This is a genomic window from Mesorhizobium sp. L103C105A0 (assembly GCF_000502215.1).
Taxonomy (GTDB): Bacteria; Pseudomonadota; Alphaproteobacteria; order Rhizobiales; family Rhizobiaceae; genus Mesorhizobium.
Window position 1 is genome coordinate 56,625 of sequence record NZ_AYXF01000019.1, and the last position, 17,167, is coordinate 73,791.

A 17,167-nucleotide genomic window follows, 5' to 3' on the forward strand; every position below is an offset into this window, starting at 1 on the left:
GGACGGGGTCTCACACCTGTTTTCGCAGCTGAGCTGGGACCCTCTGGAAGTGATCGCTCTTCTCGATTGGACTTCAGGGAGGAGGAGTATCCCTGGTTGGCAACCGGTTTTATGCATCAAAGCACGCCCTGAGGGCGGCTTCGTAGATTCGGTCACTGCGATCTTCCAGCCAAGGTTGAGAAAGTCGACAGCATCCGCAAGACTGGCAATCTCTTGCACGATGTGCGCTGCACGCCTTGCGAAAAGTGAGCTTCTGAAACGTCAGGGTTCATTCGTTCCTCCTGACCTGCTGATTGCGTGAATCGGCCTCGTCGACACCCGCCGACTGCACATTGTGATGTCACCAGCGATGGCGGTTTCAATACCTAAGCAGCGACGGTCTATGCGACAGTATGGAGGTCGTAGCGGAATAGCCGTTCTGCCTTCATCGATCGTCACACCGGCATATAGCTCCGCTTCTACGAACATCCCATCACGCGAGGATGGCGCGGCGCTTGAGCAGGTCCACCCGCTGCAACTGCCTCACACCTTGATACACAGATCCTAGGCGATGACCATGTTGTCGTCATCATTTGACGGGCGCGGGGCATTGGCTCATAAGCGAGCCACCGCAAACTGTGCGGTTGCCAGTGCGTAATGAAGTGAATTGGAATGATCTTCGGTTTGGGAAACACGCACGTCCGACGCAGCTTGCGTTGACAGAGGCGGTTTTAGGCGCAATAGCACCTCCGCTGGCCTATTTTGTGGAGTTCAATTGTGGTTCGGCCAAAGGCGCGGGGCGCCGGACCGGCCCCTTGTAAACGTAATCAAACAGAGAGAGACCCTGCATGGAAGAAATCTTACCGCGCATCGCCACTGGTGCCGGCATCGGCCCGGCTGTCGCAGAGAAGGCCGTTGGGTTAATGCTGGGTTTCCTGCGGAGCCACGCGGCCGACGGTCCCGGCGCGCGCATGATCGAGGCCATTCCGGGAGCTTCGGAATTAGTAGCGAAGTATCATGGCGACGACCCAGAGGGTGGCGGCCTTATGGGGCTCGGGCAGCAATTGATGAGTGAGGGTCTCAGCATGGCAAAGATCGCCGCCCTCGCCAACGAGACGATCGCCTGCGCCAAGGAACATGCCGGCGACGAACTCGTGGACGAGGTCCTCAATTCCGTTCCTGGCCTTCCCCAGTTCGTCTGATTAGCGGCAGCCGGGGCGCATGACCTTGTGCGCCCGTGCCGGCCCGTTTGCGCAGCAGGCATTCTCCGCCGGGCGTTCCGCACCGATCTCGTGAGACCACCAACCGCCGGGCACGCGGAGCGAGCGTTGGAGTACTTCATTCGTCTATCGAAAAATCAACTTCAGGCGATTCGATGTGTATAATTTCTGGCGGTAAGGGTTTATCCTGAACGCTTTCGATGAAGCCCGCGAGATAGGCAAACGTATTATATTTCTCGAGGACTAGCCGCTTCGCCTCTCTTATTGCGCCGCGACGTTCCTTCCAGAGGTCTGAGTTGATAATTTCTTGAATTTTTTGGATTACGTTCTTGTCCTCTGGGTCAATCAGAACCATAGAGTCCGAAGGGAAGAACCTCGTGATTGCCGGGCTGCCGTAATAGATCGGCATTGTTTCAGCGACGAAGCAGTCCATAAGCTTCTCTGTAAAATAGTAATCAGCACGAGTATTTTCGAACGCTATACTGTAGCGATAAGGTGCGAGTGCGTTCCATTTATCTCCAATCAGCCGAAAACCTCGGCCGAACAGGTCAAAATCGAGCTCCTTTCTTAGCCGTTCCAGAAACGCCAGCCGATACCGATGTCCTTTAAGCAGGGCGATGTTACTGGTAATCCATGAGAGCCGAAGTGGCTTATCCATGACTTCGCTGACCAGAAGTTGGTCATATGTCTTGTTTACAGACCAAGACCGAGTGATCGGTGGAGACAAAACGAATCGGCGAGCTGCATTCTGCCGAGCAACCAGCTCTGCGTCAGACGTCAGGACGATAGTATCTTTCCCCTGCCCTTCATGAAATGCACGATGAGCTTTCGTCGGCGGTTCGCCGATTGCAAAAATTGTCCTGTTGGGGCTCGCCTCGATATCAACAGGGAGCCCAAAAAGAGAAGCAGAGTTAAAGACAATATGCCAATCGGGCACGAAGGATGTCGTGCGTACAAAAGCGACATTGTTCCAGATTCCACTGCCCTTTGGAGTGAGGTGGTGGATTGCATCATCCAAAACGCCCCAAGAATCTAGACATGTAGCAACAATGGGCGCCGGGCGTTCCGTCAACAATTTGGCCGACAAAGCAGTTCCACTCCCTTCACTCGTGAAGGTACTCAATCGCCATTCAGGATTGCGGTAACATCGGGCAGCATAAACCTTCCGGGACCTGCTGTCGAGGCAATTGTCGCTTTGCACTTGACCAGGTTCTTCCTCGCTTCGTGTGGTGATCAGGCCGGCTGAGTGGCAGCATGCGTGCCTAAGGAGTTCGCAGCCGGCGCTGCCTAATGGTACGTTTGATCGTCTTCAGGCGGTTGATCAGCCCTTCCGCCTCGGCCGTTCTCCACGGCAGCAATGGCATCGCGAACGGAGTCAACGTCACGGCGTAGGACCAGACCGAAACGCGTGATGGCGATGAGCCGGGTGACGCCAAGTCGATCGAAGTGCCGAGCTTGCCCAACTCACAGGCCCCGCAAAATGCCGCGGAAGGGCATGGCAAGCCTGCGCATAGTGGCAAACTCATGTCATCCCTGCTTCAGGACGTCGACCTTTCTGGCCTGGTTCATCGTCAGCACATCCGGAGGCTTCATGCAGAGGGCCTCGGCGACTACCGGCGAGATCACACGGCCGGTCGCGGCATTCTGTATGAGGACGCGTCGCTGGCTGGTTGATGCGTATGATTGATGCAGGCGGCTCACTGTCCTTGCCCGGCCTCTCGGCGCGGCGCCAACTTGCGAGAAGCCGCTCCAGATTCGAGAAGCTGCCGGTCGCCGCGCTGTTTGATATCGTGGAACAGGTGTCATCCGCAGCCATTGCCGCCTCTCCAGGACCGGCTAAGAAACGCCTCGAAATACATTTATGTCCTAAGTTTATCAGCGGCGGTTCCCAGCCCCTTTGCAAGAGCGGCTCACCGGCGATGAACTTACATCACTTTGGCCATTGCCAATGAACGTTTGTTCCATCGTCCCTGACGCCCACCATCAAGCGACCACTATCGGTCGATTTCACATTGCAAAGAAGCAAAGCGAGACAAAAACAGCGCGCTTAGCCTCGAGGCTACTAGCAACTTCGGCGCTAAGTTAGAGCGGCACGCGCCACGCACCTCGGCAGGGTCGCCAACAACGAGTGGCTCAGCGGTCACGCCGCCAAATATGGCGCATCGATGTCGCTTCTGGACGAGCATTGGCAATAACGCAGTCAGAGACATTGTTGCTTTCAGCGGCAACCGGCCCTATGAAGCGACGCTTCGCTGACTATGTTTCACCGCCTGGAGAGTTTCATGACAGAAGAAGCCGGAAAAAACGTCGACACCCTCATTGAGCTTGCCGCCGACGTCGTGTCGGCCTACGTGTCCAACAATCCGATCCCGGTGGGGGATCTCCCTGCCCTCATCGGCCAAGTGCATGCGGCTCTGAGAGCGACGGCCGGAGGTATCTCTGCACAAGAGCCGGTTGCCCTTACGCCTGCAGTCCCGATCAGGAAGTCGGTGACACCGGACTACATCATCTCCCTTGAAGACGGGAAGAAATTCAAATCTTTAAAGCGCCATCTGTCGACCCACTATGGGCTGACGCCGGGTGAATATCGGGCCAAATGGGGTCTGCCGGTGGATTATCCCATGGTGGCGCCGAACTACGCCGCGAAGCGTTCGTCACTGGCGAAAACGATGGGGCTCGGCCGCAAACCGAAAGCGCCGAAAGAGCCGGAAGCGCCGGTGCCGACGAAGCGAACTCGCAAGAAGGTCGCGGCTTGATTGCGGCAATTGAAATTCCTCTGCAGCGTTGCAGCCGTCGGCTTGGTCTGGGCGTCGCATAAAAAAGGCGGGGCCAACCCCGCCTTCCTTTCCAAGAACTTGTTTCATGAGGAATTCGCGACCCATGCAGCAATCTGCTGCCCTCACTTTTTGCTCGTCCCTATCGAGCGGCAGTGAGCACTTCCGGGCCTACACGCCCACTCTTGCGACTTCGCAGGAGAAAATTTCAACCAGCTTTGCTGAGGCTGCCAGCGGAGGACTTGCCAGTGCGGCGATCCTGCTCGATCTCATAGTTGATCTTCTGGCCGTCAGCGAGGGTCGAGAGGCCCGCGCGTTCGACAGCGGAAATGTGGACGAAAACATCCGTACCGCCATTGTCGGGCTGGATAAATCCAAACCCCTTGGTGCTGTTGAACCACTTTACCGTTCCAGTCGGCATATACTTGTTCCTTCTTTTACAATGCAACGTGGGCAGGCCATTAGGCCTGTCCGAGTCATAGCCGAGAGTTGGGCGCAGTAAAAAGCGAAAAATTGTTAAGCCCCGATCAGCTGGCGCACTCCATTGTGGGCGTAGCCGCCAGCAAGCACTGTCCACACTACCGCTCGAGCGTGGCCGGAAGCGCCCAATTTCTTCCAACGCTCCTCAGCGCCACGTCGATGGCTCGTGTTTGGAGGCGCGGGACGTAAGGCCGACCGCTGCTCGTGCCGCCAGGTCAAAAGGCCGGGTAGTTCACGGAGCTGCCTTCGTGCATAACACCTTGGGAGCGCCTTAAGGAGTTTCGAGTTGGATTGTTTCAAGAGGGTCGAGGGGTTGATCGATGCGACCAGCGTGGAAGCGATCGATAGCGCGCGCGTTTTGCTGGACCAGTTCAAGGGCAAGTCAGAAACAATCGCCCAAGCGATTGACGACTTCCTGCTTGATTTCATGACCTTGCTGTTTGTGGTAGAAGCCACCCGCGAGCAGTTCCACAATCCGGCGAGGCGGTTAGCGCGCATCAGATTGAGCAAGGTCAGGCTGTTACTCACGCGATGCTCTTGACCTAAGCGACCACTCCGCCAGGCATGCATTTGCAGCCGAGCGCACCAGGCGGTATTTTACGCACATGAAATCAATCGCGACCGCTAAATTCTGCTGTTTGGTGCCCAGGGACGACGGCAAGCGCGGACAGCTTCCGTGCTGCTGTCCTGCAGCGGCGGCTGCATGCCCCCATCCAAGGCGAGCTCGAAGTTTGTTTCTTACGTTGACCAAGGTCCCCGCGAAAACACTCCCCTTCCCGCAGCAACTCACCAAGTTCAACGGCCTCGCGGCAGGCCATCACGCCAGAAGAGAGCAACGGCATCGTTTTTCCCGCCCAGTCCTACGACCTCCAGCGCCTCGCGAATGTCGCCACCCGCCGTTTTTTTTCAGGTCCGTCTTCGCGCGCGAGCTGGGTCCGCGCCCACTTAGCTACGCTGCTCACGCCTCTACCCTTCAGCACCGCCCGGTCTGACTGTCGAGGACATCGGTCCGCTGGAGCGACAACATTTCAATTCTGACCGTCGGTGCAGCGGCCTTCGAAGCGCATCCTGTCCCCATTCCCCAGCAGCGCGCCCAAGCGTCTTCCAATGAAGAAGATATTCTCAGCCGTGCTCGCGTCGCCTTCAGCCCTGTTCGATGGCCCACAATGTCGGATGCACAACATGTCAGACTGACTTGTCCACATGCCTCGAATGTTTTCTGATCTGGCACGGTGCATGCGTGGTCGTCCGCAAGGCGTCGCGGATCAAGGAAAATCCATCCAATGACCATCCCCCCAAGAACACCGCCGCCGGTCTCCTGGGCTCTTCCCAAGATGAGGCTCGAGTGAGCCTTGGCCGCATGATTCATCTGGCTCGGCCTGCCCGCCGATCCTCCCACGGGGATCGAAGACGCAGCCCGTTCAGGAAACTGAGGAACAAATCACTGCCTCGAAACTTGCCTTTCCAACCGGAGCCATCGATCGCCCCCTGGCTGCGCAAGGCATTCACTGCCACCGCCCTAGCCCTGGCGACGATCGCTCCCGCTCTGGCCGCCACTGACGGCGGCATGATTACGGATTTCCTGCTCGGCAATGGCATGGAAGGGTCGACATCCCCGATCACCGCGCGCCATTCATCACTCATATGGTCTGGTACAAGGTCGGCAGCGCCGACGAGCCACCCGGCAAATCCGGACTTGCCCATTTCCTCGAGCGTCTGATCTTTAGGGCGACGCCCAACCGCGCCGACAGCGAGTTCACCGAGCCGTCTAAGTGAGTGGCGGCTACAATAACGCCCTCACCGCCTATGACTCGTTTGGGCGAGATGATGGGCTTCGAGGCCGATCGCATGTTCAACCTCATCCTCAACGAGGATGATATCAAGACCGAGCGAAAAGTGATCCTGGAGGAGCGCCGTTGGCGCAGAGAGACGAACCCGCAGGTCTGCTGGACGAGGAGGTCAACGCGACATTGCGGCCGAACCAGCCCTACCGCATTCCGGTCAACGGCTGGATACAGGAGATGGAGAAGCTGAACGGCACCGACGCATTCACGATCTACAACAAATATTGCCGACCGAACGACGCGGTGGCCGGCACGTAGAACCAGGCGCTGGCCGCGAAGACCTTTGGCAGGGTTGTGCGCGCGGGCCGGACCTGCCCGCGCGCAACCGCCGGTCGAGCCCGGCTAGTAGAACCGCGACTCATCTTCTAGCGAATTCAGGTATTCTCCCTTTCCAGTTGGCAACTGTGGTCTGCTAGCTGTCTGGCCGAGGTCCTATGAGGAGCTTGGACGTCCGGACTACACACCGAACCTGCTATATACGCCTGGCGTTGAGGAGGAAACCGATTGCCCCTGTGCCCGCCGATGATCCGTCACCTGAGATCCCCTGACCTGTTGGGACCCATCGATCGCCTGCCGGCACTTGGCACGCGGATGAGCGAGCGGACATTCGAGGTCCTCAACCCGTCGACCGGCGAAGTGCTGGCAGAACTACCTGACATGGGAGTCGAAGAGACATGCGCTGGAATCGAGAAGGCCTATGTCGCGCAGCCTGGATGGGCAGGGTTTACCGCCCGTGAGCGCAGCGATGTTCTATGGCGATGGCATGAGTTGATCATCGACCACACCGACGATCTCGCTGCAATTCTCACCGCGGAGATGGGCAAGCCGCTTGCCGAGGCCAAATCGGAGATATCGCATGCTGCGGCGTATCTGCAATGGTACGCCGAGGAGGCAAATCGCGTCTATGGCGAGACGATCTCCGCACCATCGACGGACCGCCGAATGCTGGTGATCAAGCAGCCCATCGGGGTGGTCGGCACGATAACCCCATGGAATTTCCCGGCCTCGATGGTGGCGCGCAAAATCTCGCCAGCCTTGGCGGCGGGCTGCACGATTGTCCTCAAGCCCGCTGAACAGACGCCGCTCGTGGCTGGAGCAATGTTCGCCCTCGCCCATCAGGCAGGCTTCCCCGAAGGCGTCGTCAACCTGATCTATGCGTCCGAAGGTGACGCGGTCGGCCGCGAACTTTGCACAAATCCCAAGGTCCGCAAGATCAGCTTCACCGGGTCTACTGAGATCGGGCGCTTACTTATGCGCCAGTGCTCGGACCAGATCAAAAAAGTCAGCCTAGAGCTTGGCGGCAATGCACCCTTCATCGTCTTCGATGATGCCGATATCGATGCCGCGGTTGACGGTGCGATCCAGGCGAAGTACCGCAATGCCGGCCAGACCTGCGTTTCAGCGAACCGCCTTTACGTCCAGTCGCGCGTTCACGACGAGTTCGTCGAGAAATTCGTTGAACGGGCTCGCCAACTTCAAGTTGGTGACGGTTTCGCGCTCGGAGTGGACATAGGACCCCTCATCGACAAGAAGGCTTTGGCCAAGATTGAATCCCATATTGCCGATGCCGTAGCTAAAGGCGGCGCAATTCGATGCGGGGGCAAACGCATCGGCACGAATGGCACGTTTTTCCAACCAACGGTCCTGACCGGTGTCACCAGCGAGATGACCGTCGCGCGCGAAGAGACATTCGGGCCGCTCGCACCGATTATTCGCTTCAAAGATGCGGATCAGGTCGTGCGTGATGCCAATGAAACGATCTACGGCCTCGCGGCCTATTTTTATGCCTCTAACCTGAAGCGTGTCTGGCGTGTCGCCGAGGCCTTGGAATATGGAATGGTCGGGGTAAATACCGGCCGGATGTCTTCGGAAGCGGCGCCGTTCGGTGGGATAAAACAGTCCGGGATCGGGCGGGAGGGATCCCGCCATGGCCTCGAGGACTACCTCGAAATGAAATATCTCTGCATGGGCGGCATCTGAACATCGGCTTGAAGGGTTCACAGACGGGGTAACCTAGCGAGCGATCTCCAAATATGTGAATTGTAGGATCGATCGGGAACTGAGGGGCGGCTCCGTACCCGAGCAACACGCAATCCTGAGGAGCGCCTCTCGACGAGACAAGCGTCTGCATGTCGGCGAAGACGGCGCACAATGTACGGAGGATACGCTTGCGATTTAGTGGCCCTCGCCGACTATCTACAGGCGACGGGCTGTCGTTGCGCGGGTATGGTTGGTAGCTTGTGCACCATAGCTTCGTGAACGCTGGTATTCGTGGGCAGAATTTGACCTGCCATATTCCGATTGTCAGTAGCTCAGTTGTTCTTCGGCCGACGGCCCCGCCGGTACAGGCTCGGACAGAACCGAAGATACTATCAGGCAGGCATTCGCATTGTTGATCGGCGCACGATCCAGGGCGCCAGTTTGACCAAGCGGGTCGAACCGCATGACAGCCTTTGCCGGCTGGAGGACGGAAATGCCGATGCCGAAGAGGATGGTCAGCGCAGTCGAGCCCACACAGCATTTGCGGCACGAACAGCAAGGGCTGGGAAGCGATCGGCCGGCCGGTCCTCCAAGGCGCAGGTCAGGTTGTCGACGACGCGTTGGTTCAGGTCCGCTAATCTGGTCTCTATCGTTTGATAGCGGCTTCGGTCGCCAGCGGCAGCGAGTCAAGATATTTGGCATATCGGCTTTGATTGCCTCGCATTTAGTCAAGATTGGGTAGCTCACTGATGCATCTTTGGGCTCATAGTGCTTCCTCCTCATTAAGATGAGGATTGCCGGATTTGGCGTAGAACACCAACACGGGTCCGAGATCAAAGCGCGTCCCGGGCGCAAGGCGCTGGACGGACCGGGGCCATGTTTCGATTGAGACGCCATCGATGCCTCGCGCCAGCGTTCTGGCGAATCGGGGCATCAGCGGAGCGAGTGTCGGTGCCAGGATCGCAGCGGCCGCTGTCTGAAGAGCTAGCGAAGTCCGATTGCGGGCGGGATAGAAACGTCGCGCCGCCGCATAGTTTCGCGCCCGACGGTACATCACGCAATCCCGCACGAATTCGCAGACCCGAGTGGCCGCGCGCCGCACCGAGAAGCCTTCGTCCGAATATGCCCGCTCCATCGCCGCGCGATAGATCTCTATTCGAGCAAAGAAGGCGCGGTCGACTGGGCTCCAGTCGCCTGCATCGGGTACACGGCCGGCAAAATCCTGCTTGATTTCCTGGTCCAACGCATCAAGCCAGTTCAGCCAAATCCCTTGGAAGACCTCCTTCTCGGTGCGGCGCAGCCCGTCCAGCGTGAAATCCGTCCGCTCCCCTTCCGGGCGTGTCAGGCCCAAATGGAGGCGCACGACGTCGACTGTCTTTGGGCTCAGAACGTCCTTGCCCCAGACCGCGTGGCGGCAGCTGGTTGAAAACTTCTTGCCGTCGAGCAGGTAGAACTCGTTGACGTGATAGTGGATGCGCGGCGTCCAGTGGGAGAAGACCTCGGCGTAAAGAGCGGGGTAGAGTAGCGCGTGGAAGAACGAATTGTCGAAGCCGAAGAAATGGACAATCTGCCAATCGCTGCCGGGCACCTCCGCCTTCCAGTCGCGACCCAGCGAGCGGCCGAGCGCCTGGATGTTGTAAAGAAAACCGAAGGCCATCTCCGGCCAGACCCAGATCACTTGCCCCGGGAACCCTTCGGCCGGCAGGCCCCAGTCCGAGGGGTGGGTAATGGGGACTGAAAATTCGCCGCGTTGGCGTAGGCGCGCGAAGAGATCCAAGATGCGTAGCGGAACGCCTGATGCCCTTAGATGCCGGTCGATATTGTCGTAGCAGCGGTCCAGGGCAAGTTCCGGACGGCGGAGGGAGCCGACCAGCGGCGCTTCGGCAGACTGCCGTGACCGCGCTGCACCCAGGTCGTGGCAAAGGTTTGGGGCGCCGCATTCCTCGCAGATGTTGCCGGCGGCGGAGCCGCCGCAATCGGGACAGAGGCCTCTAACATCCGGCTCATAAAGATATTGGCCTGTCACAGCATCGAAAAGCGCAGGGCTCTGGCGCAGATCTACCGCCGTGCTGCTCAGAAGAGTTCGGAAACACGCAGCTTGAAATTCGCGGTAACCGTCATCGCCCATTGTGGCTTGGAAGCTGTGGACGTCACAATCGAGAAGTGAAAGCGTGGCGCGAATCTCATCGGAGTAGTAGCGCGCCACGTTTGCAGGCGTCCATTGATCGGTAGCGGCGCGTGTCGCGACGTAGCTCTGGTAATCGTCGCTTCCGGTCAGGTGATACGCCTCGACTCCTTTCATGCGCAGGAAACGGGTATAGACGTCGGCGCCGAAATAGGGGCCAGAAAGATGCCCCAGATGCAGATCGCCATTTGGCGTTGGCGGCGCGGAGAAGACGAAGGTCGGCCCGCGTGGAGCCGTGGTCTTTGCAGCGGCATCAAGGGCGGTCTCGCCGTCTCGCCAGTAGACATCGACGAAATCCAGGTCTTTGTTCCCGTCATTGCGCAGCACATGCGCTTCAAAAGGGTGGAACAGAACGACATCGCCAGCCTCGACCGAGATTTCCCCCCGGTCGGTCCTGACATTGCCCGATCCTGACAGGAACACGAACGCCTCGATTTCGTCGTGCCGATGGGGCTCGGATGTGACGCCGGGTCCAACCTTTCCGAACGAAAACCCCGTGCGAGCGCTGCCCGTTCCAAGCGTGGCCGTGTCGATACCGAACGCTCGCGACAGCTCCGTTCGAGAAAACGTGTATTTGCGCATGACAACGAACCTAAGCTGTTGAAGAGTGGGACGGACCTTCGGCTGCCAACGAACAGCCTCAAGTGCACTTCATGGAGAGAAACGGCAGTCCGACCCGTTGGCGGCCCGGCCAGGATAGTTCAGCTCTGGGCCGGGAGGCGGGCGACCAAAAGGGGGGCGCTAGTCGGGCTCCACGATCCACGTGCCGAAGCGCCTTAACGGGTTGCGGTCGATGCTTGCGAGCCCGCAAATCAGAACCCATACTCTCCCGCATTTTTGAGCGGTCGATCAGTTTCATGTGCATGCCTCCGCCTGGCTGCGTGAGCTCAATCGCGATAGAAGATCCCATTTGGGGGCTTGAGATTGTCGAGATCGGCCACTTTGCCCTCGGGCGGGTTAAGGGCGCGCTTAAGCACGTTATATTCAGCGCGGGTCGGCCCACCGGTTGAGGCACGCTGGAACACCAAGTAGAGTGTCCGCCGAGAACGATTGCTTTTGTTCGGTCGTGAGTAGTGCGGTGCGTAATCGTCGAAGATGAAGATGTCGCCAGCCTTCCATACTACGGGTTCCCAGGAGAACGTTTCGGCGACTTGAGGATAGATCACCCCACCGGCATCCATGGGAAAGACCCCCTTTTTGTGGTTGCCGGGGCTGAAGAAAAGCCCGCCGTTTTCCGGGTCGGAGTCGTCGATGCCTATGGCAACCACGGCATGGACCATCCGGTCGGGGAGTTTGTGTGGAATGTGATAAATGTCCTGATGCGGGAGATAGCCGCCGCTGTCGGGGTAGTGGAAAATCAGCAACTCCTTGAGCCTGCGCGAATCTTCTCCAAGCAAATCATCGACTGCTGACTTTATGCGCTGATCTTCTAAGAGCAAACGAAGCAATGGATCATGGAAGTCGAGAAAATTCTCGATCTTGGATATGATCTTTCGATTGTCCGTCGTCTTCTCGAACCACATGAGCCATTTATCATCGCTGACATCCCAGCGTGACACATCTTCGACAAAATTAGAGATATCTTCCTGAGCCGCTGGCGCAAAGAAGCTTTCGAGCCTGACGTATCCGTCTTTCTGCCACTTATCTCTTTGTGTATCAGTCAACATGCGAAAAAGCCTCCTGTTGGAAAGACTGGTTTGGTCGGACATCCCAGTTAGGCGGTCGGGCGCTGATCAAGTTGCAGGTCCACGGAGATGGACTCACGTGATGTGGGACGGCGATGCTAACTGCGTTCCGCTCCCGCGGATATTGTCCGCAGGAGCTCGGCGCGAGACTGCCTATGTCAGGCTCAGCCGGGTCCAAGGGTTCCGTAAACTGGGCCGGATCAATCGCTTCACGCGGTCCAACCACGACACGCATCGCTAAAGGCCCGCACCATCCGCTAACCGCCGACCCAGCCATGGCCGCCAAGACCACGGCGCTCTTTCGAGTGAGCGACTTGGTACGGCCTTGGCAACCGTAGGGGAAATGCACGCCCCCAGAATAATGCGATGCGCCGCTTGGTCCAAGGGCTTGGTCGGTCACGGTGATATCGGAGAAACCTCCGGTCTTCGCCGCAGCGGAGGCGGACATCATTCCTAGAATGCCACCGATGATCAAAAGTCTACGAGTCATATCCCGCTGCCCATTTCTTCGGCTGCGGCGTGGGGCCAGCTCTCGACCGAGGTATGGCTGATGAAGCCAGGATGCTCGGGGTTCGCGCATGGCGCGCGCCCAAGAAGGCTATCGAGGATGCGGCGCGCGCGCCAGGCAAGCAGGCTTAAGTTTGGATCGGCCAGGCCGCGCTGCCCGAGGCTCGCGTTTTGGACGAAGATGCGTCTGTCACACGGTCCGTCCCAACTCACCGAATAATCGTCACGAATAGCTAATTCATGGTCGATCTGCTCCAACCGATCTATGATCGGTTCCAACAAGCTTGGTACCGCGTTCTCGTAACCGGTGGCCAGCACGACGACATCAGCCGTGACTTCTTCGACCTCGTCCATGCCATGCTGCAGGGTCAGCCTGTGACCCGGTCCGGCGTTGATGCAGTGCGAGACGGTGCAGCCTGGCCGCAGTGTGATGTCGCATCGGTTTGGCTCGAAGAATGCGTGGCGGTACAGCGCCTGATAAATCGCGCGCAACGTGCTTTCCGAAATGCCGTCCGAGGCAAGTACGAAACGCCGCAGGAGCAGCTTACGCTGCGACTCGCTCATCGCCGCGAAACGATCCGAAAAGCAGGGCATGAACAACTCGTTTGTGAACGGGCTGTCGTCGAGAGGCAGGTAGTTCTCACGCTGCGAGACCCAAGTGATCGAGGCAGGCCGCCGTTCTTTCGGCAGGCCGACAAGGTGCAACATCACCTCGGCTCCCGACTGGCCTCCGCCGATCACGCAGACATGCTTTCTCCGTACCTCAGGATGGATGTGCAATAAAACAGATGAGTGGAACAGGTTGCGTCCAGTCCAGCCCTGAAACTGAGGCGGAATTTGCGCCTGCTTGCCAATGCCGACCACGACGTTTCTGGCGCCGAGAACCGCCTCATCCGTCCGCACCCGAAACTCGCCGTCAAAGCGGATTTCGTGCACGGTCTCGCCGCCACGGACAAGTGGGTTCCTGTGGAAGGCCCAGTTCAGGTACTGCTCAAACTCAGCTCTGAACACAGCCTCGAACTGTGCGTTCAGGAAGTGATACAGACGCCCGTTCTCGTGCAGGAAGTTTACGAAAGTGTAGGCTGATCGCGGATTCACCAGCGTGACCAGGTCCTTGAAGTGGCTGACCTGGAGTTCCGAGGAATCGAATGCACTGCCTGGATGCCAGCGGAAGTCGACCTGCCGATCCAGGAACAGTGCCCCTTGCCCAACTTGCTCGTGTATCTGACACGCAAGGCTCAAATTAGACGGCCCAGCACCGACCCCAACGCAAGATAACTCCACTTGCTTTCCTCCTATAGAGTCTTCCCAGTAGGCGGCTTGTTCGCGGCGAGTATCGCCCATAGCCATTGGGCCCCTCGCGGACGTTTTCGAGCCCCGGTCCCGACCGGATTTGCGAGAATTTGTCCAGCGCGTTCGGGTCGTCGAATGTAGACCCGAGCATTCCAGCGCGGTGACAATCGACGGGTCATGCCGGCGACGTGGGGCAACGACGTATGTCCTTTCCGCCCGTCTGGATGCCCGCCTCGCCGTCAAGCGAGACGCTTTCCAGGCCCATTAAGGTGTTTGAAGCCAGCGCAATCGCCCGCCTCGACCATGACGCGCCGGCCTTTCGGCGGCTTGATGGCAGGCGAGAGCGCGGTTTTCACTGCGGCGACGGCATTTTCAGTGCGCATGATCATGGAGACGTCTCGCTGATGCGTTCGCAGAATCCCATGCATGGGCCGTGCCAGAGAAGGAAAATTTTATAAACAAAGGGTTGGCGGGTTTGCGATCCTGTCGGAAATCCGACATTGAGCGGGACGCCTCACGGCGGCGCCCGATTTGCACGTCGATGTCGCCTTTTTCCGAATAGCTAATCGGGCACCTTCTGCACCAGAATACTTCTCTTATGGAGACCAGCACGAAGTCTTCATGAACGGACAGTGCAGAAACTGGTGTCTCTGCCGACAGATCGCGATATGCCTTCGCCCATCGAGGTCGGCAGTTGCAAGAGCTGCCAGATTGGGCACTGGCTCGATCCCGACATCCTCGGAGGCCGCGATCATGAAGAGTGACGCAATCTCATGTCCGCCGAGACGCGTCATGGGGAAGCAATTCTCTATGTTGGTGTCGGATCGATGCTCTTGATGAGATGGTTGCGAATTGGCGCATGCCCAGACCTGAGCGCATCAATGATTGCGCGATCTGGGACCTTCACCAACCGGATTGTCGAATCTCCGTAAAGATTGCCGGAAGGGAATTGCATTATGACCACTCTGCCGGTTCCAAAAGCACGTGCGCCATTCGGTCCCTGCGACGCAATCCAGCCGGAGGGATGAGGCCGCAAAGCAGTCTTTTGCGCCGGCCGGTGGGTCAGGACGGAGCCATCGTAAACGCAGCTATTCGATGATCGCCGCCGCGGAGTCTTCAGGCTGTGCCGCGCCCGACACCGGCGACGTAGTGGTCGTCGATGGCCCCGTCGCCGATGTCGATCCGAAGCTCGGGCAGTTTCGCGGTGAGCTTCACTGCTTATTCCGCAGTGCCCACCGAGTGGCACAGGAGGTTCTATCAGGCGGTCACGGCTGCGCTCGTTGTCGAATCTTCGACGATGTCGGACATGAGACACAGCGCCATCAGGGTGATCGCATTGTTATGAAATGATTTTTTCGTTTGGCACGACACATGCAGCGCAGTCCGCAAAACGCACTGCGGCACGGAAAGAGGAGAATCATCCCATGATCATGCGCGCCGAACATGCGGTCGCAGCCGCGAAGCAAACTGGGCACGAGCGCTCCGCCAATATCAAGCAATTCGAGCAAGATTTTTCGTAATTCAGTCCACATTTCTGAAGAGTAAGGAGAGAACATCATGGCGAGAAACCAAGTGCGCGCGGCGCGGGGAGTAACAGCGGCCGTTGTCCTCATTGTGATGGGACAGCAAGGCGTCGCGGCGGACCTTGCGCAAGCGGCGAGCGTCCCGCAGGCGGGAGCCTCGGTCACGGAAGCGCCAAGCCCTTGGCAGATCCGCCTGCGTGCGTTGGGGATTGTCACTCAGGATTCGGGCTACGTCAATGCAGTGCCCGGCTCCGATCTTTCTTATTCAAACATGGTGACGCCGGAACTCGATATCTCCTATTTCTTCACGGACAACATCGCCACGGAGCTCATACTCGGCACCACCTACGCCAACATCGACGGCCAAGGAACGATCGGCGGGCTTGGTAAAATCGGCAAGGTTTGGCTGCTGCCGCCTACGCTCACATTGCAGTATCATTTTACCGATCTCGGCGCTTTCAAGCCCTATGTCGGCGCCGGCGTGAACTACACGATATTCTATAACCAGGATGCCGGCAGCGCCGATGCTCTCAAGGTTAAGAACACGTTCGGCACCGCGCTGCAGGTCGGATTCGACTACATGGTGGATCAGCATTGGGGGGTCAACTTCGATGTGAAGAAGCTTTTCCTCAAGCCAGACTTCGACGTCACGGTCGACGGCGCGAAGCTGACGGGGAAGGCTGCGCTCGATCCGTGGTTGATAGGCGCAGGCGTCACCTACCGTTTCTGATATCAAGGCGACGCGGCTTGCTGACAGCCGATCTGAAATCAAGGGCGCCTCGTGCGCCCTTATACCCCTCGAAGGCCGTGACGCTCAGGACAGGTGAGATTGGAGAGACGTGTCTTCACTTCCAGTGCAGCAACACTCAGCGGCAGCACCAACAAGCTCGATCCGATTGGTATCGGCGCCGGTTGATAGTGAAGATTGGCTCAGCACTGATCGGCGATCCAGAAACCGGAGAAATACGCGGTTCTTGGCTTGAAGCACTAATAGAGGATGTCGTCCGATTTTTCGCACGCGGGTAGCAGGTGATCATCGTCACGTCTGGTTCTGTCGCGGTCGGCTCAAGTCACTTCAACCATCTGGACAGATCTCTGCGAGTTGAGGAGAAACAAACGGCCGGCGCTATCGGTCAGGTTCAACTCATGCGTGCCTATGAACAGAGTTTAAAACGCCCTAGTTTTGGCGTCGGGCAAATACTATTGACCCGCGAAGATATAAATGATCAGCATCTCCGCCTCAATGCGGTTTCAACCCTTCAACGACTTCTCAAAGTTGGCGCCGTACCCATTATCAACGAGAACGACACGACCGCAACGGCGGTCGCACGCACTCGGACATGCCGGCGCCGGGCCAAATCCAGATGCATGGAAGGTTGCTTGTGCCGCGACTTTCTCACCGCCCTCTTACGAGCAAGATTGACTGACGGCAGCGCCCGATTCAAGTATCTGCGGCTGCGGGTGGCGGGCATGTTTCAGGGGCTTCGGTTCAAAGTCGTCGTCGCACATCAACGGTCGGCCCACACCTTGAAATCGAGTCATTCCTCGGATGCAACTCGACCAGTCCGCGGTGAGTTGAGTTTTCCGCGGCGCACACCGAGTTCGCACAGGGAACCGACAGGCAGTCACGGTAGGACTCGGTGTCGGATCTTCGACGATGTCGGATGATACAGTGCCATCGGAATGATCGCACTGTT

Annotated in this window: 13 protein-coding genes and 1 pseudogene; 8 read left to right on the plus strand and 6 right to left on the minus strand. The window is 58.1% G+C overall.

Translation table 11 applies throughout. From position 1 onward, the window contains the following. Positions 1-827: 827 nt before the first annotated feature. The gene (locus X727_RS136835) at positions 828-1,181 is read left to right on the plus strand and encodes a hypothetical protein (RefSeq protein WP_023671848.1); all 354 of its coding nucleotides are present in this window, start codon (positions 828-830) and stop codon (positions 1,179-1,181) included. A gap of 136 nt (positions 1,182-1,317) precedes the next feature. Here the strand turns inward: X727_RS136835 and X727_RS1000000168215 are convergent, their stop codons facing one another. After that, complete coding sequence (locus tag X727_RS1000000168215; protein ID WP_155923629.1) at positions 1,318-2,322, minus strand: glycosyltransferase family 10; 1,005 nt, start codon at positions 2,320-2,322, stop codon at positions 1,318-1,320. A gap of 550 nt (positions 2,323-2,872) precedes the next feature. Here X727_RS1000000168215 and X727_RS1000000168220 point away from each other — a divergent pair. Both X727_RS1000000168220 and X727_RS136830 read left to right on the plus strand, forming a co-directional pair. Then, a complete protein-coding gene (locus X727_RS1000000168220; RefSeq protein ID WP_155923630.1) occupies positions 2,873-3,151 on the plus strand; it encodes a hypothetical protein in 279 nt (92 codons plus the stop codon). 330 nt (positions 3,152-3,481) lie between these two features. Then, positions 3,482-3,955: a MucR family transcriptional regulator gene (locus tag X727_RS136830; RefSeq protein ID WP_023702968.1), complete on the plus strand. Its 474-nt coding sequence runs from the start codon at positions 3,482-3,484 to the stop codon at positions 3,953-3,955. A gap of 226 nt (positions 3,956-4,181) precedes the next feature. On the opposite strand, the gene X727_RS136825 is transcribed toward X727_RS136830, so the two are convergent. Then, positions 4,182-4,394, minus strand: a complete 213-nt coding sequence (locus X727_RS136825; RefSeq protein WP_023835316.1) for a cold-shock protein — start codon at positions 4,392-4,394, stop codon at positions 4,182-4,184. 372 nt (positions 4,395-4,766) lie between these two features. On the opposite strand from X727_RS136825, the gene X727_RS136820 reads away from it, so the two are divergent. The 3 genes and pseudogenes from X727_RS136820 (at position 4,767) to X727_RS136815 (ending at position 8,277) form a co-directional block, all read left to right on the plus strand. Then, on the plus strand, positions 4,767-4,994 hold the full coding sequence (locus X727_RS136820; protein ID WP_245260682.1) for a hypothetical protein: 228 nt from the start codon (positions 4,767-4,769) through the stop codon (positions 4,992-4,994). Between the two features lie 1,026 nt (positions 4,995-6,020). Beyond that, positions 6,021-6,626, plus strand: a pseudogene (locus X727_RS1000000167270) (pitrilysin family protein); the annotation flags it as partial. Between the two features lie 175 nt (positions 6,627-6,801). After that, a complete protein-coding gene (locus X727_RS136815) occupies positions 6,802-8,277 on the plus strand; it encodes an NAD-dependent succinate-semialdehyde dehydrogenase (protein ID WP_023835318.1) in 1,476 nt (491 codons plus the stop codon). Between the two features lie 324 nt (positions 8,278-8,601). On the opposite strand, the gene X727_RS136810 is transcribed toward X727_RS136815, so the two are convergent. From X727_RS136810 to X727_RS136795, 4 genes are all read right to left on the minus strand, one after another. Beyond that, positions 8,602-8,811 carry a hypothetical protein gene (locus X727_RS136810; RefSeq protein WP_023835319.1) on the minus strand — a complete coding sequence of 70 codons (210 nt, stop codon included), beginning with the start codon at positions 8,809-8,811 and terminating at the stop codon, positions 8,602-8,604. 229 nt (positions 8,812-9,040) lie between these two features. Beyond that, on the minus strand, positions 9,041-11,044 hold the full coding sequence (locus X727_RS136805) for a class I tRNA ligase family protein (RefSeq protein ID WP_023835320.1): 2,004 nt from the start codon (positions 11,042-11,044) through the stop codon (positions 9,041-9,043). A gap of 305 nt (positions 11,045-11,349) precedes the next feature. Continuing rightward, on the minus strand, positions 11,350-12,129 hold the full coding sequence (locus X727_RS136800) for a phytanoyl-CoA dioxygenase family protein (RefSeq protein WP_023690575.1): 780 nt from the start codon (positions 12,127-12,129) through the stop codon (positions 11,350-11,352). A 504-nt stretch (positions 12,130-12,633) separates the two neighbouring features. Beyond that, a complete protein-coding gene (locus tag X727_RS136795) occupies positions 12,634-14,004 on the minus strand; it encodes a lysine N(6)-hydroxylase/L-ornithine N(5)-oxygenase family protein (RefSeq protein WP_245274228.1) in 1,371 nt (456 codons plus the stop codon). 1,560 nt (positions 14,005-15,564) lie between these two features. On the opposite strand from X727_RS136795, the gene X727_RS136790 reads away from it, so the two are divergent. Both X727_RS136790 and X727_RS1000000167280 read left to right on the plus strand, forming a co-directional pair. Continuing rightward, positions 15,565-16,200 (plus strand): OmpW family protein, encoded by a 636-nt coding sequence (locus X727_RS136790; RefSeq protein WP_050591332.1) that lies wholly within the window; start codon positions 15,565-15,567, stop codon positions 16,198-16,200. A gap of 299 nt (positions 16,201-16,499) precedes the next feature. Then, on the plus strand, positions 16,500-17,138 hold the full coding sequence (locus tag X727_RS1000000167280; protein ID WP_245274229.1) for a hypothetical protein: 639 nt from the start codon (positions 16,500-16,502) through the stop codon (positions 17,136-17,138). The last annotated feature ends 29 nt before the right edge of the window (positions 17,139-17,167 follow it).